The 23,351-nt window shown below is 51.3% G+C and carries 22 protein-coding genes; 13 read left to right on the forward strand and 9 right to left on the reverse strand.

All coding sequences use genetic code 11. The features are described 5' to 3' along the window. Positions 1-56: 56 nt before the first annotated feature. The 3 genes from LQ777_RS11730 (at position 57) to LQ777_RS11740 (ending at position 3,246) form a co-directional block, all read left to right on the forward strand. Positions 57-1,649 carry a sensor histidine kinase gene (locus tag LQ777_RS11730; protein ID WP_232562710.1) on the forward strand — a complete coding sequence of 531 codons (1,593 nt, stop codon included), beginning with the start codon at positions 57-59 and terminating at the stop codon, positions 1,647-1,649. After that, a complete protein-coding gene (locus LQ777_RS11735; protein ID WP_232562711.1) occupies positions 1,627-2,706 on the forward strand; it encodes a response regulator in 1,080 nt (359 codons plus the stop codon). Before LQ777_RS11730 ends, LQ777_RS11735 begins: the two co-directional genes overlap by 23 nt. Before the next feature lie 198 nt (positions 2,707-2,904). Beyond that, positions 2,905-3,246: a P-loop NTPase family protein gene (locus LQ777_RS11740; protein ID WP_232562712.1), complete on the forward strand. Its 342-nt coding sequence runs from the start codon at positions 2,905-2,907 to the stop codon at positions 3,244-3,246. A 72-nt stretch (positions 3,247-3,318) separates the two neighbouring features. Here the strand turns inward: LQ777_RS11740 and LQ777_RS11745 are convergent, their stop codons facing one another. Beyond that, positions 3,319-4,485, reverse strand: a complete 1,167-nt coding sequence (locus tag LQ777_RS11745) for a glycoside hydrolase family 43 protein (RefSeq protein ID WP_232562713.1) — start codon at positions 4,483-4,485, stop codon at positions 3,319-3,321. 878 nt (positions 4,486-5,363) lie between these two features. Between LQ777_RS11745 and LQ777_RS11750 the strand changes: the two genes are divergently transcribed. After that, positions 5,364-5,990 carry a hypothetical protein gene (locus LQ777_RS11750; RefSeq protein WP_232562714.1) on the forward strand — a complete coding sequence of 209 codons (627 nt, stop codon included), beginning with the start codon at positions 5,364-5,366 and terminating at the stop codon, positions 5,988-5,990. Between the two features lie 97 nt (positions 5,991-6,087). Here LQ777_RS11750 and LQ777_RS11755 read toward each other — a convergent pair whose 3' ends face one another. Both LQ777_RS11755 and LQ777_RS11760 read right to left on the reverse strand, forming a co-directional pair. Next, positions 6,088-6,621 carry a hypothetical protein gene (locus LQ777_RS11755; RefSeq protein WP_232562715.1) on the reverse strand — a complete coding sequence of 178 codons (534 nt, stop codon included), beginning with the start codon at positions 6,619-6,621 and terminating at the stop codon, positions 6,088-6,090. Positions 6,622-7,300: 679 nt separating this feature from the next. Next, a complete protein-coding gene (locus LQ777_RS11760) occupies positions 7,301-8,308 on the reverse strand; it encodes a cation diffusion facilitator family transporter (protein WP_232562716.1) in 1,008 nt (335 codons plus the stop codon). A gap of 74 nt (positions 8,309-8,382) precedes the next feature. Between LQ777_RS11760 and LQ777_RS11765 the strand changes: the two genes are divergently transcribed. Both LQ777_RS11765 and LQ777_RS11770 read left to right on the forward strand, forming a co-directional pair. Next, positions 8,383-8,931, forward strand: a complete 549-nt coding sequence (locus tag LQ777_RS11765; RefSeq protein WP_232562717.1) for an NUDIX domain-containing protein — start codon at positions 8,383-8,385, stop codon at positions 8,929-8,931. A gap of 92 nt (positions 8,932-9,023) precedes the next feature. After that, complete coding sequence (locus tag LQ777_RS11770; protein ID WP_232562834.1) at positions 9,024-9,662, forward strand: LysE family translocator; 639 nt, start codon at positions 9,024-9,026, stop codon at positions 9,660-9,662. Between the two features lie 69 nt (positions 9,663-9,731). Here the strand turns inward: LQ777_RS11770 and LQ777_RS11775 are convergent, their stop codons facing one another. Together LQ777_RS11775 and surE are read right to left on the reverse strand one after the other, a co-directional pair. Beyond that, entirely contained in the window at positions 9,732-11,276 is a 1,545-nt protein-coding gene (locus LQ777_RS11775) for a GH3 family acyl-acid amido synthetase (RefSeq protein WP_232562718.1), read from the reverse strand. A gap of 46 nt (positions 11,277-11,322) precedes the next feature. Further along, positions 11,323-12,099, reverse strand: a complete 777-nt coding sequence (gene surE / locus LQ777_RS11780) for a 5'/3'-nucleotidase SurE (RefSeq protein WP_232562719.1) — start codon at positions 12,097-12,099, stop codon at positions 11,323-11,325. Positions 12,100-12,219: 120 nt separating this feature from the next. Between surE and LQ777_RS11785 the strand changes: the two genes are divergently transcribed. Together LQ777_RS11785 and LQ777_RS11790 are read left to right on the forward strand one after the other, a co-directional pair. Further along, positions 12,220-12,765 carry a GNAT family N-acetyltransferase gene (locus LQ777_RS11785; protein WP_232562720.1) on the forward strand — a complete coding sequence of 182 codons (546 nt, stop codon included), beginning with the start codon at positions 12,220-12,222 and terminating at the stop codon, positions 12,763-12,765. After that, positions 12,762-13,703 carry a glycosyltransferase family 2 protein gene (locus LQ777_RS11790; RefSeq protein ID WP_232562721.1) on the forward strand — a complete coding sequence of 314 codons (942 nt, stop codon included), beginning with the start codon at positions 12,762-12,764 and terminating at the stop codon, positions 13,701-13,703. Before LQ777_RS11785 ends, LQ777_RS11790 begins: the two co-directional genes overlap by 4 nt. Positions 13,704-13,707: 4 nt before the next feature. Here the strand turns inward: LQ777_RS11790 and trhO are convergent, their stop codons facing one another. Next, positions 13,708-14,691: an oxygen-dependent tRNA uridine(34) hydroxylase TrhO gene (trhO, locus tag LQ777_RS11795; protein WP_232562722.1), complete on the reverse strand. Its 984-nt coding sequence runs from the start codon at positions 14,689-14,691 to the stop codon at positions 13,708-13,710. Between the two features lie 184 nt (positions 14,692-14,875). Here trhO and LQ777_RS11800 point away from each other — a divergent pair, with 184 nt between their 5' ends. Next, positions 14,876-15,520: a deoxynucleoside kinase gene (locus LQ777_RS11800; RefSeq protein WP_232562723.1), complete on the forward strand. Its 645-nt coding sequence runs from the start codon at positions 14,876-14,878 to the stop codon at positions 15,518-15,520. 76 nt (positions 15,521-15,596) lie between these two features. Here LQ777_RS11800 and LQ777_RS11805 read toward each other — a convergent pair whose 3' ends face one another. Then, complete coding sequence (locus tag LQ777_RS11805; RefSeq protein ID WP_232562724.1) at positions 15,597-16,034, reverse strand: response regulator; 438 nt, start codon at positions 16,032-16,034, stop codon at positions 15,597-15,599. Between the two features lie 292 nt (positions 16,035-16,326). Between LQ777_RS11805 and LQ777_RS11810 the strand changes: the two genes are divergently transcribed. The 4 genes from LQ777_RS11810 to LQ777_RS11825 all read left to right on the forward strand — a co-directional run bounded on the left by LQ777_RS11810 (position 16,327) and on the right by LQ777_RS11825 (position 20,779). Then, positions 16,327-16,905: an RNA polymerase sigma-70 factor gene (locus tag LQ777_RS11810; protein ID WP_232562725.1), complete on the forward strand. Its 579-nt coding sequence runs from the start codon at positions 16,327-16,329 to the stop codon at positions 16,903-16,905. A gap of 3 nt (positions 16,906-16,908) precedes the next feature. Beyond that, positions 16,909-17,994: a FecR family protein gene (locus LQ777_RS11815; protein ID WP_232562726.1), complete on the forward strand. Its 1,086-nt coding sequence runs from the start codon at positions 16,909-16,911 to the stop codon at positions 17,992-17,994. A gap of 49 nt (positions 17,995-18,043) precedes the next feature. Continuing rightward, entirely contained in the window at positions 18,044-19,903 is a 1,860-nt protein-coding gene (locus tag LQ777_RS11820; RefSeq protein WP_232562727.1) for an STN and carboxypeptidase regulatory-like domain-containing protein, read from the forward strand. A 159-nt stretch (positions 19,904-20,062) separates the two neighbouring features. After that, on the forward strand, positions 20,063-20,779 hold the full coding sequence (locus LQ777_RS11825; RefSeq protein WP_232562728.1) for a head GIN domain-containing protein: 717 nt from the start codon (positions 20,063-20,065) through the stop codon (positions 20,777-20,779). 88 nt (positions 20,780-20,867) lie between these two features. Here the strand turns inward: LQ777_RS11825 and LQ777_RS11830 are convergent, their stop codons facing one another. Next, a complete protein-coding gene (locus LQ777_RS11830; RefSeq protein ID WP_232562729.1) occupies positions 20,868-22,151 on the reverse strand; it encodes an AGE family epimerase/isomerase in 1,284 nt (427 codons plus the stop codon). Continuing rightward, positions 22,144-23,232, reverse strand: coding sequence for a bifunctional heptose 7-phosphate kinase/heptose 1-phosphate adenyltransferase (locus tag LQ777_RS11835; RefSeq protein ID WP_341871373.1), 1,089 nt, complete (start codon positions 23,230-23,232; stop codon positions 22,144-22,146). Before LQ777_RS11835 ends, LQ777_RS11830 begins: the two co-directional genes overlap by 8 nt. Positions 23,233-23,351: the final 119 nt, after the last annotated feature.

Below are 23,351 nucleotides of genomic sequence, written 5' to 3' on the forward strand. Positions count from 1 at the left end.
ACTCGCGTAGATGCGTTCCGCGCTTATCCCTCATAATCCGTTTGACTACACCCTCCATGAATCTAACCGACTTACTTTTTGAGCAGAGCGATGATTTTATCGGCGTCTATCAAACGGATGTAGAGCGGTTTACGCGGGTCAATCGGGCGGGTGCTCGTATGTTGGGGTTTGCGTCTGAACAGGCGTTTCTGGACAATCCGATCTGGTCCCGCTCGCTGCCTACGCCCCCGCAAACGAACGAACAACGCACGGCGCTCATCAACGAAATTGTTCACGCAGGGCAGTACGAACACGAAACCGAACTAAACCGACAGGACGGGACCCGATTCTGGGGTCGGGTGGTCATCACCGCCGTCAATGAAGACAAATCAACCTTACTCGTCCGTTTGATTAATCAGGGGCGGTTGCGTCAGGCCGAGCATGAGTTGGAACAAAGTGTCCAGCGCTACGAAGCCGTATTTACGAATGCCACCATCGGAATCATTGTTTCCAATCAGCAGGGCAAGATCGTCTCGGTGAATCGACTGGCGAAACAACTGTTCGGTTATCCAAACGATGAACTGATTGGTCAGTCAATTGATGTATTGGTTCCAACCCAAGTAAGTGAGTACCATGAACGACTACGGCAGTCGTTCAACGCGAATCCGCAGGTGCGGGCCATGGGGCACAACCGGGATCTGCACGCCCGGCGGAAGGACGGCTCCGTGTTTCCGGTCGAGGTTAGTCTGAGTTATTTTCGGCTGGATGATGATCTGCACGCCGTTGCCTACATCATTGATATCACGTTCAAGAAAGAAGCGGAACAGCAACTACTAGCCCACCGTGATCGCATCGAGCGGCTCAACGCCGATCTGGAGCAGAAAGTAGCCGACCGGACCCACGCCTTGATGAATACACTAGAACAACTTGAACAATCGAAGGACGAACTTGCGAAAGCTCTGACCGACGAACGGCAGTTGGGTGAGCTGAAATCACGGTTTGTGTCGATGGCGTCGCACGAGTTTCGTACCCCGCTCACCACCGTACTTACATCCGCTACACTCATCGAGAAATATCCCGGCAGCGACCAGCAGGACAAGCGCCTGAAACACCTTGAACGCATCCGCTCGTCGGTCAACCACCTGAACGACATTCTGGAAGAATTTCTGTCGGTCGGTCGCCTGGAGGAAGGCCGAATCGAACCCAACCCGGTGCAGGTCGACATCACCCGGCTGATTGGGGATACCATTGCCGACCTACAGGGTATGCGCAAAGCCGGGCAAACGATTCAGTCCCATATCCAGTGCATTGTTCCGGTTTGGGTCGATCCGTCGTTGCTGCGTAAGGTGCTGGTCAACTTACTGTCCAATGCAATCAAGTATTCTAAAGCCGATTCGGTCGTCACGGTGCGGGCAGATTGCACGGATAATCGGTTGACCATAACGGTAACCGATCAGGGAATCGGTATTTCGGCGGACGATCAGAAACACCTGTTCGAACGCTTCTTTCGGGCCAAAAATGTCGTCAATATTCCGGGTACCGGCCTGGGACTGCACATTGTAGCCCGCTATGTTGACTTAATGGGCGGAACCCTCGATCTGCAAAGTGAGCTGAACCAGGGAACGACCGTCACGATAACACTACCGTATGAAAACCTTACTGTTGATTGAAGACAACGACGACATTCGCGAGAATACCGCGGAGATTCTGGAGTTGGCGGGTTATGCCGTCTTAACGGCGGAGAATGGAAAGATCGGCGTCGAAAAGGCTCTAAGCCAACGCCCTGATCTGGTTATCTGCGACATCATGATGCCCGTGCTGGATGGCTATGGGGTGCTACATATTTTCAACAAAAATCCGCAATTGGCGGGAATCCCGTTTATTTTCCTGACGGCCAAAACCGAACGTACCGATTTTCGGAAAGGGATGGAGCTAGGCGCGGATGACTACCTGACCAAGCCGTTTGACGAAAGTGAACTGTTAAGCGCGATCGAAGGGCGGCTCAATCGCTTCGAGAAAGTCAGTGGGGGACAGACCCAGCCGCTCACTGCCAACTACGACCTGCAACACGACGGACTGAATCAGTTTCTGAACGATGCCCGACAGGTCGGTAATCTGGAAAGCTTATCGGCTGACCGTAAAACGCACCCGGTTCGCAAAAAACAATACATCTACACCGAGGGCGACGATCCGACGAGATTGTATTTGCTAAAGTCGGGAAAGGTGAAGACGGTACGGACCAACGCCGATGGGAAGGAATTGATCACGGGTTTGTACAACGCCGGGGAGTTTTTTGGGTATTTAGCCTTGCTGGAAAATACAGAATATACTGATTCGGCTATTACCCTGGAAGATTCCGAGCTGATTTATATTCCCAACGAAGATTTTAAGCAACTGCTATTAGCCAATAACGATGTCAGCCAGCAATTCATTAAACTCTTGGCTGGACGAGTCAGTGATCGGGAGCATCAACTGGTTGGTATGGCGTATAGCTCGTTACGACGGCGTGTAGCCGATACCTTGCTGCGGTTGCACGAGCAACAGGCCGCCGAGCACCCACAAGGATTGATTCAACTGTCGCGCGACGATCTGGCATCGGTCGTCGGTACGGCCACCGAGTCACTGATTCGTACGCTGAGCGAATTCAAACAGGACGGATTGATTGAACTGGTCGGTGCGGGTATCCGGGTGTTACAACCCGACAAACTTCGCCGGGCCAATTGGTAAGGTGTATTGATGGCACTTGAGGTGGTGTCGGTTTCTCAAAACCGACACGAGTTGCTGACGCCGTGGTGTCGGTTTCTCAAAACCGACACCACCCGGCACTACTGATAATAGTTAGTGCATTGGCTGATTCTGCTCATAGGCTACCTCCGGGTGGGTGACTAGTTTTGTTAAGTCTTACCACTATCCAAAGATGGCTTTATGAAAACGGTTTTTTTTCTGACTGACTGCTCGGTTGATTCCGCTCTTTTTGTGCGTCGCTGGCTCACGGACCAGAACGAAGCAGTAATCCGTCTGACGATCGTGCATCCTTATGATATTGAAGCTGGAGATGCGCTTACGAAAGAAACCCATCGAGTGGCTAAACAGCAGGCGGTAACCCGGCTGGCGCGTTGGCTGGACATGATTCCTGCATCAACGTCAGTCGAGTTAAAGCCGGAAACGCTACTAGCCTCGCCCGAACTGGCTGCCAAGATTCATCAGCATCTGCGCGCTTACGACTATATACTCGTTGATGAGCCAGCTGGAGTTTTGATGGCTTAGCGCATCTCCCTGGATAAAAATAGTCTTCAATAAGCCCGTGCTGACAGTACACGGGCTTATTACGTTGGCGGCCTACTTGTTCGTGACTGCCGCAGGTACGCCCGAGGGTTGTTTTTGAGGCTTTGTAGTGGGTCCTGAGATCGTTATTTTGCCGTCTTTCACCTGCATACGGTCGATGAACACAACCCGTTCGTCGCCGGTTTTTTCGGTTCTGCCGTGGTAGACACAAAACATTTCTTTACCATCCGGTGAGTACGTGACACTGTTATGCCCGGTACCCGTCACCTGGCCTCCTTTGTCGCTGTTTTTCTGCAAAACAGGATTGTTAGCCGCTTTTTTAAACGGACCCAACGGCGAGTTAGCCGTCGCGTAGCCAATGGCGTAATACTGACCGCCGAAATGATTGGCTGAGTACATGATGTAATACGTATTGTCTTTTTTGAAGGTCACAGAACCCTCGGTCCATCGGCGGTTTACTTCGCGGGCTGTAACCGACCGGCTTTCCCATTCAGACTGTTTATCGCTGAGTTGGACGGGGGGGCGCAGGAGTAAAACCGGTTCGCCGATGACGCCGGAAAAATCAGGCTTAAGTTCGACACCGTACACCCAACTTTCTTCAATCTCCTTGTACCAACCGTTCTTACGCGCTAGATCCGCCACTTCGCTTTCAACCGGGTGTTTGTAGCAGCAGCGTGAAAAATAGAGATAGGCTTTGCCGTTGGTATCGAAAAACACATTGGCATCGATAACGGGATAGCCAGGATCAAAAACGGGCTTGTTGGCCAGGTCGATAAAAGGGCCAGTTGGCTTGTCGGCGACGGCGACACCGATGCGAAAATTTTCGGCTTCCTGGGTGGGATTTTCCTTCCACTGAGCACTATAGAACAGGTAAAATTTACCATTAACCTCATACACTTCAGGCGCCCAGTAAGCACCTCCCCAGTTCGCTTTCGGGTCGCTCCAGCCATTTTTATTATCGTGGAAGTAAACCTGACCTTCGGCCTTCCATTTCATAAGATCTTTTGACGAATAAGCCGCAAAACCTTTGTCGGCACCTCCGCCCGTACCGTACATATAATACGTACCTTTTGAGAGCAAGATGTAAGGATCGCCAAATTGTACCGGTAGAGGATTGGCAAACGTGGCTTTATCAACAGCGATACGCTGTGCCGTTTGAGCAAGAGCCGGACGTAGAAACAGGCTGGCAAAAAAGAGGGATAGGAAAGCTACTTTTTTCATTACAACGATTTTTTTTTTTTTTTTCGTCAACGCCAGAAATTTCTGCATAGTTTCTGAATAAGCACGAATGGGGTAAATCGTAAAACCTTCAGGAAGATTGCTTTGCACAAGAGCCGTAAAAACCATGAAAAATGCTTCAAATTTTTTCTTTCTGAGATGATACTGGACCAAGTAAAAAGTTTGGGAGGTTTAAGAATAGGACAATCATCTACTATAACAAAGCGGTTTCGAACCATTCAGGTAGGGGTAAATGCAGAAAAGTATCTGACTGACAAGACAGAAAATTTTGCCGTTTTCATAACGGCCGGTTTTCAGGCTCATATCTGTGGTATGAGCCTGAAAACCGGCCGTTGGAAGGTATCAACCCGAGCCATTAACTCAACACAAGAAGCTGGACACCCTTAGAAACGATCAGGAACTGATGAGTGCGATTAAAAAGCCAACTCAAACGCACTTCCTATTTACGGCGAAGATAACCAGACGCTGCTGGGACTAGCTGCAAGCAAGGATGGAGTATAGACAATGAAAAGCCTTTCAAAGAGGCTATTGTTGATAGAAACGGCCTCAATACGATTGACCCAGAAAGTCGAATTATAAGGTGGTTAACTTGGAAAACAAAATTTATATCAATTCCCAGAGTTTCAACGAGTGGCAGTAGGCTGTTGACACCCGTGACCACAAGGCTTCGCTCGGGTACAGATCGAGTTAGACGACAATAAGACGCTGCCGACGCGGGACGAATTAAAGGTGTTGATTTAGACGGGTAATAATCGCACGATTTTAGGAAGTTTGTATCAACGTTCGTATGCATCACTTTCTGCCAGTCGTTAGAGTGAAAGCGATGCATGCATTTTTCTAGAAGTTAAAAATTAGTTCCTATGAAAAAATCGATTTTGTCTTTTCTTTTATTTACGATTTGCAATGTGTCTTTTGCCCAGTATCAAATACCTTCAAAATCGTTTCGTGTAGCCATTGAAGCTAATCACGTAGGCGGTAATGCATCTGGACAAGCCAAGGCAGTGAAGTATTCATATATCTATAGTGAACAGATTAAGTTAAGTAGATGGGACTATGAGATTAGTGTAGGTTACATCAACTATTATCGCAAAGAAAAATTCTCGCCATTTGATTATTACTACAAGGGGAACCATTCCCAGCGCGTAGTGGGTGATGCGAGCATCTTATACAGTATTCTCAAAAAAGAAAGGCACGCTTTTCGAATCGGTCTAGGTCCGTCTGTTTGGTATCAACGCAATGGTGATGTCACAAATTTATCGGCAACAACCAATGGTCAGCAAATCGAAAATCTTACCTTCAATAGAGTATATAGTTCTGAATTCAACGTTGGAGCCAATCTGAAAACTGATTACGAATACTTAATAACTCCTAATTTGATCGTTGGTCTCAGAGCTGGAGTAACCACCAACTTTCTAACTCCTGATGCAAGAGCTAGTCTATTGGGCACATTATCCTCTGTGGGGGTCAGCGTAGGATATCGTTTCTGATACAGAGAAAAATCCCGACGAAGAAAGTCAATCGGGATTAAGTAGTTGCCACACAAAAGGAGCTATAATGGTACATGTATTGAAGTGAAGCTAGAAGCTATATGTCCCTATATAATTTAGATTGCCCATCCGCAGATACTTCAATTCGTACGTCGTTATGGACGTTTCCTCCTGTGGCTTGTCGTGTTCTGTGTACCTTTCCATCAGGGGTCTTTTCGTAGACAACGATAAGCCCTCTTTCCTCTTCTAATCGCTGGAACTTCCCTTCAACGATCTTATCTATCTCTTCGTAGTAAGCCTTGGAAAACTGTAATTTGTTCTCAACTCCGGAACGAATTAATACGAGGACACCATCAAAGTAAGCGTATTGGGATGGAACACAACGGGTTGTGAAGTAGGAGTGACGTTCTTTGTCAATAAGACTTAGCAGAAGTTGGTGCCCATTTAGCTGTCGGTTATGTTGTAGAACAACGATACCTGTTGAATCTTTAATTAGATTCAATAGCCTACATTCAGCTATGTAAGTACGTAAATGCGTTGTTAGTTCTTTATCCTTAATTTCAGTCTTTGGAAGGACTTGAGCGAACAAGCTAATATTTAGTAGTGAGAGTAGTATAATAAGGTATTTCATAGTAATAAATGAGTTAAAAGTATTAGCGCCAAAAGTTTTCATTTTAACGCTGACACTGAAAAAATTACTGACAATCAATGCTTGGTGTGGACGATTCAACAGTGCTATTAGAATTACATGGAATTAAGTTTCACATGTAAGTATATAATGATTCGGTTTCGGATCACTAATGGCTATGGTATTCATGTCTTCAGCACTAAGTACATCGCTTGAATGATCAGGCCGGTTGATCCATGGATGTGTATGTACCGTACCTATGTGTTCTTGATGCTGTCTTGATAACCACTTGATGCGCATTTTGTAGGGTAGGATGTCTGTTTTCAATGGCTGACTGAAGACCGCGCTTGAAGCTTGTCAACCGGGCCGTTTACAACCGTTTACTAAGTATGGCTTTGGGGAGGTTTAGCCAAGATGTCTTACCTATAAAGAAAAAACGCCCTCAATTCGTCAGAAGAAGGCGTCTTTTACCCGTATTTGAATACAACCTGAATTGAAAAAAGTAATGTCGGCGCTACTCTTCAAGCGAGAAGCAAGTGGATCAAAATTGGTAAATAAAAAGAATTAATACAACTTTTTGGGTAAATAATATTTAAGACGTCAAATAGCCGGTTGCTCGGCCCCAAGATTTATTCGAGCCTACCTTATGCATCTGGTTGATTATCAGAGAAACAGATAAGAATTACTGGTTTGCTATTTCGAAGGGGACGAAATGTTTCTGATTTAACGGTAGATTCTCGGCTGTCCAGTCTACATCCCGCAGAAAAGCAGAGGCTCTTACCGGACAGTCGGCTACCCGGCAGTAGTGACAGCACTCCTTCACGCAGGGGTCAGTATGCACGAAGATCTCTACTTCGCCCTGAAAACCGTCTTTGAGCGTGTCTTCAAAATGATGCACTTCATCGTGCACCTGCGTCAGCTCCCAGTAATACGGTAGCGTTAGGTGACAATCAACGTGAAGGTCAGCGCCGTACTTCTGCACGCGCAGGTTGTGTACGTCGATCCAGGTGCGGTCTTTATGCACATTCAGCAAAGCGGTTACCCGTTCGAGGGTTGGTGCATCGGTTTCATCCATGAGCCTGGCCACCGACTGGCGAATGAGTTGAAAGCCGTTGTAAACAATGGCAAACGAAAGCAGCAAGGAGAGCGCAGTGTCGATCCAGAGTTTGCCCGTCAGCGCTACCAGCGTTACGCCGATCATAACCACGATACTACTGAACGTATCGGTAAGTAAATGACGCCCATCGGCGGTTAGCGCCAGCGAGTCGGTTTGTTTGCCCGACCGAATGAGCATGTAGCCAACAAAGGCATTCGCCAGCGCCGTCAGCCCCACCAGTACTAAACCCACATCCAGGTTGCTGAGCACTTTGGGCTCAAAAAAATTAAGAATAGCCTGCCAGAAAATGACAATACCAGCCGACAAAATCATGGCGCCTTCGAAACCCGACGACAAAAACTCAATTTTCCCGTGACCGTACGGGTGATTCTGGTCGCGGGGCTGACCAGCCAGATAGATACTGTAAAAGGCAAATCCGCTGGCAATGACATTGACAATCGACTCGATTGCATCGCTGAGGATGGCCGTCGAATAGGTCAGAAAATAAGCGGTAAACTTAAGGATCAGCAAGACGATGCTTAGTCCCAGCGACACGCTCATCCAGCGGTATTTTGTGCGTTGGTGGGTGCTCATCCAGCGTTACGGACAATGGTTAGAAAAGGACAAAGGTAGCAATTCGTAGCCGTATTGTTTGTACTTTCGTCCCTATGAACGAGACTGAAAACCCCTGGCAGACGCTGGAATCGTCGGTTAAATACGAAAATCCCTGGCTTTCAATTCGACACGAAGAGGTCATTACACCCGCCGGTACACCGGGTATCTACGGTGTTGTGAGCTTTAAGAACAAAGCGGTGGGTGTTATTCCGATTGATGCCGAAGGCAACACGTATCTGGTCGGCCAATATCGGTATCCCTTAAACGAATACTCGTGGGAAATACCGGAAGGTGGCTCACCGCTCGGTACCGATCCACTCGAATCCGCTAAGCGTGAACTCCGCGAAGAAACGGGGCTCGAAGCGCGCCAATGGACTAAAATTGCCCGTATCCATACCTCCAATTCGGCAACTGATGAGGAAGGGTTTCTTTACATTGCAGAAGACCTTGCGCAGGGAGACCACGAACCCGAAGAGACCGAAGACCTGCGTATCTGGAAGCTGCCTTTGGCCGAAGCCGTTGAGATGGCTATGACGAGTCGGATTACCGATGCGCTCAGCGTTAGTGGCCTGTTGATCGTTGCCCGGCTGCGAGGAATCTAAACACCGTCTGTTATTTATAGTTACCGGTTTATGTCGTATGGTTTAATAGAACCATGCATCTGCATTCAAAAACCGTAAACCAGCTTCTATCTGTGTTTTTACCTATTCTTTTTGGTTTCTTAGTTGGCGTTGCCCTTTGCCTGACCTTCGGTACGGTTTTTTTTGCCCTGATTCAGAACAGCGTTGATAATGGCTTTCGCTCGGGCTTGAAAATTGTTTTAGGCGTCATTACCGGTGATACGCTGTTTGTTTTGGCCGCTCTGCTGGGTACGGCCTTTCTCCCGAAAATCGATGGTTTTGAAACCCTGATGGCCCTTGTCGGAGTCTTGTTTCTGACGGCAATGGGTTTGGTTAATATCTTCAAAGGCACCCCCCGGCTGGCGTATCCCAAAACCAGCTTTGGTAATTTTGTTTACTACTTTACAACGGGTTTCTTTCTGAACGCGCTTAATCCCGTCAACTTCGTGTCGTGGGTGGCGATTGTTGCTTACATCCGGTCGCACCTGCACTACAGCGTAGGGCAGCAGTACGCTTTCATGGCTGCCAGTCTAGTCGGCGTGTTCGTTACAGAAACGGCACTGGCTTATTATGCCAACCGACTCAAACGATTTTTTACGCCCCGCGTTGTTACGATCTTTAACCGGACGACCGGTGTGGTGTTTCTGCTTGGAGCGATCAATATTGCCTATTCGCGCTTACTGGAACCACTGTCAAAAGCAATGAACTGGTAAGCAATGCCTGTATGCCGTATGATACAGCGGTAGATAAAGTGCCCTGTATCATACGGTACACATGCTACGTCATACGTTTTTCAAAAAATTCTCCCACTCGGCAATCAGGTTCTTTTTCAGAACGCGCGGGAACTTGTGCTGACCACCCATTTTGCCGCGTGATTCCATCCAATCGTAAAAGGTTTTGACCGGCAGTACGGTCACCGTAATTTCTTTCAGGGCATGCCGACGTTCAACGGCGTAATCGTCGTTAAGCTCGTTTAACTTGGCGTCGATTCGGTCGCGGAGATCCGTGGCGTCAACGGCGTCGTCGGTGCCAACGTACCAGTGGTGCGCAAACAACGTGTCGTAGGATACGCCCGCAACGGTAAATTCCCGGATTGAAATGCCCAGATCATGCGATACCAGCTCAACGGCCTTGTTCATGTTATCAACCGACAGGTGTTCACCGCATAGACTCAGGAAATGCTTGGTCCGTCCGGTGATGACGATCTCGGAGCGCTTTTTACTGACAAACCGGATGGTATCGCCGATCAGGTAACGCCAGGCTCCCGAACAGGTCGATAGCAGCAAGGCGTATTCTTTGCCTTCCTCGACCTCATCGATCATCAGCGTCTGGGGCTTTGCTACCAGCTCCCCATCGGAAGAGAAATTTTGCTCGTTGAACGGGATAAATTCGAAAAACAAGCCATTGTTAAGGACCAGTTGCATGCCTTCCGCGTTGGGATGAGACTGGTAGGCAATAAATCCCTCCGACGCCAGATAGGTTTCGATGTACGTGATGGGGTGGGCGAGAAGTTTTTCAAATCCCTGCCGGTACGGTTCAAACGACACGCCACCGTGGCAGAAAACCATCAGGTTCGGCCAGACATCGTGAATCGTTTTCACGTTGTAGCGAGCGATGATTTTTTCCATCAGCAGCTGAATCCAGGCCGGAACGCCTACCACGTAGCCAATGTCCCAACTGCCCGCCTGCTCGGTGATCTCGTCCAGTTTAAGCGCCCAGTCGCGCTCCTGCGCGATTTCCCGACCGGGTTTGTAGAAACGCTGGAACCAGAACGGAATCTGACTGGCCGTAATGCCGCTCAGGTCGCCTTCGTAGTGGCCTTCCCGTGCGTTCAGCTGGGTGCTTCCTCCCAGCATCAAATACCCTTTTTCGTACAGCGTTGACGGTAGGTTCTGGTAGCGGCCCAGCGTCAGAATCTGGCGGATGCTGGTGCGCTGGATGGCTTTCGACATCGATTTCGTAACCGGAATGTATTTCGAGGCCGCTTCCGAAGTGCCCGAGCTAAGCGCAAAATACTTTACCCGTCCTGGCCAGACAATGTCTTTTTCGCCCGCCAACGACCGTTTCCACCAGCCGTCGAACATCGAATTATAATCGTGGATGGGGACGAGTTGTTTGTATTTCTCGTAGAACTCGCGTGGCGTTCCAAACTCCGCCGAACTGAGTAATTCTTCGAAATGATAAGCCTTGCCAAACTCCGTAAAGCGTGCTTTGCTGACGAGTTTACGGAACGCTTTGCGCTGTTGCTTGAACGGATTCGTTTTACGCAGCCGGACGGCATTGGTCAACCGAATACCGTTTTTGAGCATACTGCCTAATAGAGCCATAGTCTACGGTGTGCTATACGATGTATTCTGATTACACCGTAAATTCTTATAAGTTCCAATTCTTCAACTCGTTTACCATCGCGTACGAAGTCAGATCGTACTGGCAGGGGACAACGGACGTGTAGTTCTGCGAAAGCGCGTACTCGTCGGTGTCTTCGGCGTGGGTATCGAAATTGACGAAATCGCCCGCCAGCCAGAAATACCGGCGTCCGTGCGGATCGCGCCGTTCGTCGAACACTTCCTGCCATTTGGCGTGCGCCTGACGGCATATCCGAATGCCTTTCAGCGGCTCGGCTGCTTTGGCCGGGAAGTTGACGTTCAGCGCGGTACCGCGTTTTATGCCGCGTTCCAGCACGGTTTGGGTAATGGCCAGGATGTGCTCGTGGGTATGCGAAAAATCGGCCTGCCGCGTAAAGTCGCCCAGCGAAAAGCCGATGGCGGGAATGCCTTCAATGGCGGCTTCGATGGCTGCCGACATCGTACCCGAATACAGAACACTGATAGCCGAGTTGCTGCCGTGGTTGATGCCGCTTACCACCAGATCGGGAGCGCGATCTTTCAAAACGTGGTTCTTGGCTATTTTCACGCAGTCGGCGGGCGTACCCGAACATTCGTAAGCCGGTACATCGCCGAAAATGTCGGAGGGGTACAGTCGAATCGGATGAGCAATGGTGATGGCGTGTCCCATCCCCGACTGGGGGCTGTTCGGGGCGACCACCACCACTGAACCGAGGGTTTTCATCAATTCAACGAGTGTCCGAATGCCGGGGGCGGTGATACCGTCGTCGTTCGTTACTAAAATCAGAGGCTTATGTTCGGCCATAAAAAGTTGCTAATCGTCCGGTATCCGTCAACAGTCGCTGATCGGCAGGGTAGGTGCCACCACACAGTGCTATTGATGGACTTAGTATATTTGCTACAAAACTACGTAAATAGACCAAACGTGCCGTTTAAACTTCGTACTGCTTCGCCCGACGACATCCCGGCCATTATCCGGTTGCAGGAACAGATTTGGGAACCGACCTACCGATCCATTTTGGCGCCCGATCAGATCGCGTACATGTTTACGATGATGTACTCGCCCGAAGCGCTTCAGGAACAGATGACTACACGGGGTCATACGTTTGTGCTGCTCGAAGTGGAGCATGACGATCAGGCGCCGGAACTACGCGGATTTGCGGCTTTTTCGGCGTACAGACCCGACGATAAATCGTTTAAATTGCATAAGATCTACGTGCTGCCCGCCACGCAGGGAAGCGGTTTGGGTCGAGCGCTCCTCACTGAAGTTGAAGATCGATGCCGGGCAAAGGGTGGCGAGGAACTGCTGCTGAATGTGAATCGGTACAACAAAGCGCGGACCTTCTACGAAAAGGTAGGCTTTCGGGTGGTCGGCGAAGAGGATATTGCCATCGGTCCGTACTGGATGAACGATTATAGCATGAGCAAATCCCTGGTTAATCAGCCCGCCCGTAATTCCGCTTCGGTATGACGGCTCCTGTGCTGGTGTCGGTTGTCGTGCCGCTGTACAACGAAGCGGATAACGTCGGTCCGCTGCTGGACCGTATTCGTGACGCCCTGGCGACGCTTTCGTACGAACTGATTCTGGTGGATGATGGATCGCGGGATGAAACCGTGGCCAAAGTCCGGCAGTTGGCTGATGCCCAGACGAAGCTGATAATTCTGGCCCGTAATTACGGACAGACAACGGCCCTTGCCGCCGGTATTGATGCCGCAACCGGTACGTATGTCGCGACGCTGGACGGCGATTTGCAAAATGATCCCATTGATATTCCCGTGATGCTACAACATGCGCAAAGCGGCAACTGGGATGTGGTGGCGGGTAATCGGGCCAACCGACAGGACGGCATGCTCCTGCGCAAACTACCGAGTCGAATGGCCAACGCGCTGATCCGGTGGCTGACGGGAGTTTACCTACAGGATTACGGCTGTACGCTCAAAGTATTTCGTCGGGAGGTGGCCCAGGCTTTGGGGCTTTATGGTGAGCTGCACCGCTTCATTCCCGTGCTGGCCGCCATGCAAGGAAGCCGCATGACACAGATGGACGTTCGGCATCATCCCCGTATCCACGGCGTTTCCAAGTACGGTCTGGGACGCATTGGTCCCGTATTGAACGATTTACTGCTTGTCCTATTCCTGCAACGGTATTTCCGCCGACCCATGCGGTTGTTTGGCCCCGCAGCTGCGCTTTCGCTGCTAACCGGACTGGTAGTGAGTGTTTACATCCTCGTCCAGAAACTGATGGGCGAAGCACTCAACCTAACCGCCTGGCTAACCCTGGTAGCCGTACTGATTCTCGGCGGATTACAGTTGCTTGCCTTTGGCCTGATTGCCGAAATGCAGATGCGAACCTATTTTGAAGGTGGACGCAAACCGACGTATCGAATACGTGAAGTCGTTCAGAAATAAACGCTTAGTCTGCTTTCGTTAATGTCAAGGGTGTGGTATTCTTTTGACCCCGCTGGCTAACGAAACCCTGCATTGGCGAGTAACTTTGGGTTTGTTTGCCGTAATAACCCGTTCCATCGTAAGGCCGTAGTGCCGGGTCTTGTTTGCAGTCGTCCGAGCAGGTACCCTGGTGTTCATGACCGCAGTCGTCGCACAGCGTAACGTGGTTGTTGCAGACCGGACTCGCGCAGTTGATCATCCGGTTGGTTTGGCTACCGCAGCGGTAACAGGTCGATATCGTTTCGGGGTTGATGTGGTTAACGGGAACCGTTACGCGGTTGTCAAAGACGTAACACTGCCCATCGAAGTCTTCTCCGCCCGCTTCCATGCCGTACTTGATGATGCCACCGTGCAGCTGGTATACGTTTTCAAAACCCTGGGCCAGCAGGTAAGCCGACGCTTTTTCGCACTTGATACCACCCGTGCAGTACGTAATGACTTTCTTGTCTTTGAGGTGTTCGATTTCGTGGATATGCTCTGGCAGCTCGCGCAGATTTTCCATATCGAACGTGATGGCTCCTTTGAACTTGCCGACCGCGTGTTCGTAGTTTGACCGCATATCGACCAGCACAACGTCGGGATCGTTTTTAAGCTTTTTAAACTCGTCGGGCTCCAGATACTGACCGGTCTGCCGCAATGGATCGACAGGAAGGTCGGAATGGACGATTTCGCTTTTGATCCGAACGTGAAGTTTCTGAAAAGTATGGTCATCCGCTTCGTCCACTTTAAACTCAATACCGGCAAAACGCGGGTCGGCGTGTAAAGCGGCCATGTACGCTTCGCAATCGGCGGTCAGGCCGGAAACAGTTCCGTTCAACCCTTCGGGCGCGACAATCACACGGCCCAGCAAGTTTAGTTGCAGACATAGCAAATGATGTTCCTCGCGGTATTGGTCGGGGTTCTCGATGGGCGAATAGATATAGTACAGAAGAACGCGATATGGTTTCATTGTCGAAAGCGGATGCGTGAAAAAGCAATCGTTACGGTTGCCGATCGCTCGTTTTGTTCACAACTCTTGAAATTTCCTACAAAAATAAACCCATTTCGTTGAAGTTCGTTCCCTAATTTAGTCGTTTGCTTTCCGTTGTCCGGCCTCAGAAGCCGAGGAAGGGCGACCACTTAACTGCTACCGCATGCACATTGCAATAACCGGAAATATTGGCGCTGGCAAAACAACGCTGGCCGAACTGCTGGCCCGGCATTATGGCTGGGAGGTTTTGTACGAAGCCGTCGATGGAAATCCGTACCTGTCCGATTTCTACGAAGACATGCCCCGCTGGGCGTTTAACCTTCAGATTTACTTTCTGAACAGCCGGTTTGCGCAGATGCGTCGGATACTGGACCTTAGCAGGCAACAACAAACATCGGTTATCCAGGATCGGACCATCTACGAAGACGCGTCTATCTTCGCCCGTAACCTGTATTTGCTGGGTACGTTGAGCGAGCGTGATTACCAGACGTACTACGGCGTATTCGAAAACATGATGAGTCTGGTCCGCCCCCCTGATCTGATGATTTACCTCCGGGCCGATTTACCCAAACTCCGCCGGCAGATCCGGAAGCGTGGCCGCTCCTTCGAACAGTCAATCAGCGACGAGTACCTGAGCAGCCTGAATGAGCTTTACGAAGAATTTGTGGCTGCTTACACCATCGGCGAATTATTGATTGTTGATGTGAACGAGCTGGACTATACGGAGCACCCCGCCGATTTTCTGGAGATCGTGCGTCAGATTGATGGGCGGCTGGCCGAGCTACGTAGCGTGGAGCGCCCAGCTTAGGGCAGTAGGAGCGATGCCTTTGTAAAGTGATCCGGGTAAGTAAACGAGAAACGTCAAGAAGAAGTAGTCGGCTGAACTACTTACTAAGGTTAACCTTGTTTTTGGGCAGTTTATTGAGAACCAGCCAATATGTGCATACTGACTCGTAGAGCGTCTGGAACTGCGTGAGTCCATCCGGTTTTCCAAGGAATGAGTTAACGCCTGCTTCGTAGCAGGAAGCGATTTCGGCCTGATCAACGGTATTGCTCATCATAACGACCGGAATATGCCGCCACTGCGGATGTTGCTTTAAATACCGCAATGTTTGGTGACCGTTTAGAACGGGCATGTGCAGATCCAGGATAATCAGGGCAGGCTGCTCGGGTGGTTCGGTCAGTATATGCTGTTGTAATTCACTACCAGACGTAAAGAATCGAACGGGGTACTGGGGCAAAAAACGCGTAAAAACCTGACCAGTCAAAAACCGGTAGTCGGCTTCGTCATCGACGATAAAAACTCGGAACTCAGTCTGCATAAAAATTCATATACCGTATTGACGTTAGCTAATTTGCAATCAACTTGTATTTGTCATTCATGGCGAGAATGAATCCTAATTAGTTATGCACTGGACCACCTGCATTTGAGCTCGTATACAAATAACGATTGAACCGATTCGTACCATATATGGCCACAAACAATGGAGAAGTGAAAATTAATTTCGGCGGGCGTAGGGGTTTACCGATAACTAGGTGTCTTAGGACAGACCAGGCGCATCTGTAGCGAAAATGATAGCTTTGCCGTATCCAACCACTCACCCCCCTACGTCAGTGCAACCAACTGAAGAGGACGTATTAGCGGCTATTCGGCAGGGCAACGAGCGCGTTTTCGAAACCGTCTTTCGGCTGCACTACGCGCCGTTATGCCGGTACGCCCGCCAATTTCTGCCCGATGCCGACGATGCCGAAGAAGAAGTGCAGGCTATGTTTCTCGCGTTCTGGGAAAAGCGTGAAGGGCTGCTGATTACAACATCGCTGAAGTCGTACCTATTTCGGGCCGTACACAATCGGTGCCTGAACCGGATCAAGCACCTTGCCATCCGCGACGAACACCGGCAGCATACGCTTTACACGGGCGACACGACAGCGGAGTCACCGGTACAGGCGCTCCTGGGCGACGAACTGTCCGACCGGATACAGACGGCCATCCAAAAATTACCCGAACAGTGCCGGCTGGCCTTTACGCTAAGTCGGTTCGACGAACTGAAATACCAGGAGATTGCCGATCAATTGGGAATTTCGGTGAAAACGGTCGAAAATCAGATTGGCAAGGCACTCCGTATCCTACGCACCGAATTGAGCGATTATTTACCACTGGCTTTACTGACGTGGCTGTTAAGTCACCCCTGAATCATGGCAGACCAACGACCCATAGATGACGCTTTGCTGGCAAAATTCCTGGCGGGCGAAACCGACCTTAGTGAGTCGGCGCGGGTACAGCAGTGGCTCGCCAGTCAGGATTCAGCCCCGAACGAACCCAGCCAGGCGGATTTTGAGCGCTTTGCGCAGCTATGGCAGAACGCTACTCCCGCCGACAAGAAGCCAATTGATACCAATGCGGCCTGGCTGTCAATGCAGCAGAAAATGCAGGCGACTGAATCTCGCACTTCGGCGAAAGCCGATCCTGTTGTCAAACCGATGCCCGTTCAAAAACCGCAACCGGGTAGGTCAGCCGAACCCCAGCCGCCACGTCGTCAGCCGATCTGGAATCGGGCTATCTGGCGGGCCGCTGCCGTGCTGGTCGTAGCCGTTGGGGTAGGGTGGCTGGTCTTTCAATTCCAGAACAAGCAGCGTCCGGCGGAGGCTTACCTGACTCTTACAACAACGGATCAACGGGCTGAGCGAATCCTACCCGATGGCACGAAAGTGTGGCTAAATCACCACTCGACCCTGCGTTATCCGACCCTTTTTGACGACGATATCCGAGCGGTCACGCTAACGGGTGAAGCGTATTTTGAGGTCATGCCGGATGCCGAGCGACCGTTTCGCATTCAGGCCCGGCAAACCACGGTGCAGGTGCTGGGGACTTCGTTTAATGTTCGGGCTTACGATGCAAACGTCAGCGTGGCCGTTCAGACGGGGAAAGTGCGATTCGCCAGTAAACGCAAATCGGTGTTGCTGACCAAAAATCAGCAGGCCACCTTCGATCCGAAAGGGGATACCATTCGCCGGTCGCTTCAATTGGCTACGAATGTGTTTGCCTACAAAACGGGTCAGTTGGTGTTCGACAATGAGCCGCTCCGGGACGTAGTGAAAACGCTGAATCAGGTGTATAACGCCGACGTACGACTCGGTAATGAGCCGCTGGGCAGTTGTCGGTTAACGACCCGCTTCGACAATGCACCGTTGAACGCGGTCGTTGCAATCACCGCCGAAACGCTTGGCCTGCGGGTCCGGCACGTTGGCAGGCAGGTAATTTTAGACGGAACCTGTCAGTGAGTAGGGGATAAGTCCCCATCAGCTGTCTTGGTTGAAAATTAGCTGTACAATGACTTTGCTTCGTTCCTGTATTTCTCTGTTTTTCTTTTGTTCCGCCATCGGGTTACGGGCGCAATCGGCACCCCCGCTCGAACGGCTGATTACGGTCGATATTCGAAACCAGCGGGTTGAGGAAGCCCTCCGCCAGATCAGCACTGCCGGCCATTTCGCGTTTTCGTACAACCCGGCGCACATCGACAAAAGTGCTGTTGTAAGCGTTCGGTTGACGAACGGGACGGTTCGGCAGGTGCTAAATCAGGTGTTTGCCAATGGTATGACCTTTAAATCGCGGGGGAATCACGTCATTCTGCTGCGGGTGGACCCAACCGAACCGACGCCCAAGAATCTGCTGCTGGACGGTTATATCCTCGATGAACAGACCGGAAAGCGAATTGCCCAGGCCAGTATTTTTGAAAAAACAACCCTTGCCTCAACCGTCAGCAACCCATTCGGCTACTACCGCATCAAACTCCCCGCTGATTTGCCAAGCATTCGGCTCGACGTGCGTAAACAAGCGTACGTGCGGGAGACCGTTACGATTCGCGGTACGTTTACGCATACGGTCAATGTCCGCCTGAAACCGCTACCCCAGCAAATCAGCGTCGAAACCATACCCATTCGCATAACCGACGATACCACCCGGTCGGCGATGGCGTTGGCCGTCAATAGCGTTCCTGTGGAGATGCCTGCGATGGTTAATGACACAACACCGGAACAGAAACCCTGGTCAATAATCGAACGTGGTCGAATAGGTATCATGAATTTGTTTGTATCGACGCAACAAGCCATTCACGACATCAACCTCAGCCGCGATACGCTTTACCGCGACTGGCAGGTGTCTCTGGTGCCTTACATCGGCACGAACCACCGGCTGAGCGGTCGAATCATCAACCGGCTTTCATTCAACGCCTTAGTGGGGTATTCGTTTGGTGTCCGTTCGTTTGAAGTGGGTGGGTTGCTCAACCTTGTACAAGCTGATGTTCATGGTTTCCAGGCGGGTGGACTCGGTAACCTTGTCGGACGCAACGTGACAGGAGCGCAGTTTGGCGGCTTGTTTAACGTCGCTGGAGGGCAGGTAAATGGCTTTCAGGCGGGTGGGCTATTTACCGTCAATTTAAAGCAGGCGTCGGGTGTTCAGGTTGGTGGTTTGTTCAACGCTACCCTGGGCGACCAGCCGGGGATGGTGCAGATCGGCGGTTTATTAAACTTCGCCGGTGGCTCGATCGACGGAGTGCAATTAGCTGGATTGGTCAACTATGCGCGCAATGACGTGCGGGGCTGGCAAATCGGCGGGTTGCTGAACCGGGCGCGGACCGTTACGCGGGGGCACCAAATCGGGTTGATAAACCTGGCTGATTCCGTCGAAAAGGTGCCGATTGGCTTATTTAGCCACGTACGGAAAGGCGGTTATCGACGGATCGAGGTAGCCACGGGCGAGGTAAATCTGCTTAATGTAGCCTACCGAACGGGCGTCCGGCGCTTCTATAACATTTTCACCGCCGGGACGAGTTTCGAGCGAATCGGTAGCCCTACAGTAAGTGCGGGTTACGGGTTAGGAACGGCGTTTACCCTGTCCCGACGGACGATGATGAGCCTTGAAGCGACAGCGCATCACTTGTTCTACAACCGGGGTTATTACGAAAATAATCAACAGATTCGTCTAGGCACGTTGATCGAGACACGATTCAGCAAACACCTGTCACTTGCTTTTGGCCCTTCCGTCAACTGGTATTTTAGCGAGGACGAAGCCAGTCGCCCCGTCACGCAGCCGACCCTTTCGCTTTTCGATAACCGCGTTTCAGCTTTCGGCTCTACCTACCTCTGGGGCTGGATTGGCTTTCAGGCCGGACTACGGTTCGGTAATTCGTGACCTTTTTTTTCGAGCAAAAAAAAGCACGGCGCATAGGGGTATTCGCCAATTCGATTGTCCTGATTGCGAAGTCGGAGATTTGGGATCACTACTTTGCTACAAAACGGTATAGGTTCCTGAAACGACTCGCTGTTAGGGAAACAACAATGAATTAACACCATGAAGCGTAAATCATTTTTTCAGTTCCTATGCACTGCCTTTCTGATTATCAATCTTAGTTCCTGTGGCTGGCGTCGGGAAGACATCGGTCCTTTCCAAAGCGATCAGCGAACGTTCGGTCTAGGCAATTTTGACCGGCTCGACATGGGCAGCGCATTTACGATAATGGTTCAACCAGGAAACGACTACCGCATCCTGGCCGAGGGCGACCGACGAAACCTGGATGATCTGGATGTGTACACCCGCAACGGAACCTTGTATGCCCGCTACCGCAATTCCCGCAACCGGCAGTACGAAACGTCGTTTACGATTACCATGCCGACGCTGCGGGGCGTTGCCTTTTCGGGAGCCAGTCAATCGTCGATAGCGGGTTTCTCGGATCTGAACGAGTTCGATATTGAGCTGTCGGGGGCCTCGAAGGGTCAGTTTACGGTACAGGCCAGACAAGTGAAGGTTGCGTTATCGGGTGCGTCAAATCTGCAACTCAGTGGTGCCGGAACTTCGCTCGGAACGGATTTGTCGGGAGCGTCGATGCTCCAGGCGTTTGCGTATCCGGTCGATGCGGCAAACCTGAATCTGTCCGGGGCCAGTAAAGCAAATGTGAGCGTATCAGGTTCGCTGGACATCGAGGCCAGCGGAGCGAGTAACGTTCGGTACCGGGGAAGACCTTCGGTGCGGCAGCGGCTTAGCGGAGCCAGTTCGGTTGAGACCGATTAACCCAATCGAACCGTGGCAGCGTCGCTAAGTTGACTTGTAAACGTACGAGTAGCGACGCTGCCAGTCAGAAATGGGGCCTTCGGCACAATCATCGAGGTTTGTTCAGATCGGCTTTCAGAGCATTCAGCCTGCGAATGGACTGCACCACGGATCGTACGGTATGGTAGTTGATCTTCCAGGAATGACTCATGTGCGTCCAGATCGGAATGCCCTGCCGGGTCATCAGCGGCCACCATTCACCAACGGAGTGATTGATCATGTTGTCCATGACAAAGCGGTGAACGTTCTCGTAAGCCTGCCAGTAGCGTTCGTCGCCGAATAGGCGGTAGGCGTCCAGAAAGCCAATGAGCACCTCGGCCTGCTGCCAGAATTCTTTTTCCCGGTCATACACCTCGCCCGCGTGTGACCCTTCGACGAAGACCCCGCCAAACGCCCAGTCCACGCCATGCTCAACGGCGTGGACAAAGGATTTCACGAACTGATCGCGGTATAAATCATAAGTCAGATTCAGGACGGAGAGCGCGTGGAGCAGGAGCCAGGCGAATTCAACATTATGGCCGTAACTGGTATTGTCTTCGGCGGCTCGCTTAACCCCGTCTTCCGTGAAGCGGTCCCAGCCCCAGATAACATCGAATTTGATTTGGGGCGCTACTTGCCAGTCGGCCCAGAACTGCGGTATGCCCGTTCCGTATACCGGATGCATGATTCGCTTGACCAGCAGTTCGATCACTTCCAGCAACTTTCGCCGATGAAGCGGTTGACGCGTACACTCGTACAAGGTGGTGAACGCTTCCATCAGGTGCATGTGTACGTCGAGCGTTTTGCGGTCACCGCCACCAGCCTCCGGTCCGCTGAGTGTCCAGTCGCGGTGAAACATCTCGAAATAGCCGCCGTAGGTCGTATCGGTGGCGTGTTTCTGCAAGAGATCAAACACGTTACGGGCGTATTTTATCCCGCGCGGATCGCCCGTTGCGAGCGTGTACTCACTCAGGCAATAAATCGCGAAACTTTGCCCGTACACAATTTTCTGGTCGTTCAGCACCTCGCCTTTTCGGTTGGTCATCCAGTAGAAACCGCCGTATTCTTCATCCCACATCGAGTTTAAAAGGTAATCAACTCCGTGCCGGGCCAGCTCCGCCAGGGTTCCCTCGCCATAACCCGCCCGATGGGCCGATGCGTAGGTGTAGATGGACCGGGTCTGGGCAATGAGCGATTTTTCGTCTTCGCCGGAGTCGTTGCCGTACTGATCAAAATGAGTGATGAAACCACCATTCACTGCATCGACGGTTCGGGTTGTCCAGAAGGGGAGCAGTTCGTTGGTCAGGTGCGCGTGGAGTTCCTGAATGTGCTGGTCGAAGACTTCGTTAGTCATGGGCGTAGTGGCTATGGTGTAACGCGAGGATTTCGGATAAACAGGCCGTACCGGTCTGATTGCACTTCTGGACGGTCACGGCGGCTGCCAAGTTCGCCAGCGTCAGGGCCTGGCTCATGGACGCGCCCGCTCCCTGACAAGCCGCCCAGGTCGCAACGACGGTATCGCCCGCGCCAACGGTATCCAGTGGGCCCGCCAGTGTCAGCCCGTCGACGCGCTTCGTTTCGGCCTGGTCGATACACAAAATACCGGCTGGCCCACGGGTTATCAGCAAGGGACCACCGATTCGTTTTTGCAAAACTTCCCCGTGTTGGAGACACCAGTTCAGGTCTGGTTCGTCCGGGTGGTCGATAGCCAGGAAACGGGCTAGTTCGGCGGTGTTTACTTTTAGCGTAGCCCCCTGCACCTGCGTTCCTTCCCTGCGCATATCAGCAATGAACCGCACGTTGGGAAATCGGGCGATCCGCTCGTTCAATTGGGCAACCCGCTCGCCCGTGAGCAGCGGGTGGGCAAACTGCTGATTGATAACCAACACGTCTAGTTTGGGCAGCAACTGGTCCAGATCGGCCGATAGCGACCCAAAAAACAGGTCGGATACGGTATTACCCGTGCCGAAATCAATCCGATTGGCCTCCCGACCGTTTCGCGCTGGCTTGGTATACAGGCAGGTGTCCCATCCGTCGGCGATCGTGTACAAGTACCTCGTATCAACACCCAGTGAATCGAACAGGTAGCGCATTTCCCGCCCGAATAGGTCGTTACCCACGCAGCCGATCACCTGAATGCAGGATACGCCCAGGGCAGCCAGGTTTTGAACGACGTTGCCTGCTGCTCCCAGTGATGCCCTCGGATGGCTTCCCCAGAACACATCCAGCCCCGTTTCCAGCGATTGTTCACCGGTGTCGGTCCGGAGGTCGACGTACAGATCCACCGCAAAATCGCCAATAACGCCGACCCTGACGCCCGTGAACCGGTCGAAAAGAAGGTTGATGTCGGTACTCGTCATTGAATCAGGACCACAGTCGGGCGGGCAACCAAATTGGCTAGACAACGGGGTAGTAGCGGCTGAATTCTTTGTCATCGAAAAGGCTACAGATTCAGGATGAGGCACTTTGAGTATAAAAGGAGGTTTGTATCAATTTATAACTAAATGGGTCAGTTCAGGCTGCTTTTCCGACATTTCGGTAGCGGTCAGCGCTG

This window comes from Spirosoma oryzicola, from assembly GCF_021233055.1.
Lineage (GTDB): Bacteria > Bacteroidota > Bacteroidia > Cytophagales > Spirosomataceae > Spirosoma > Spirosoma oryzicola.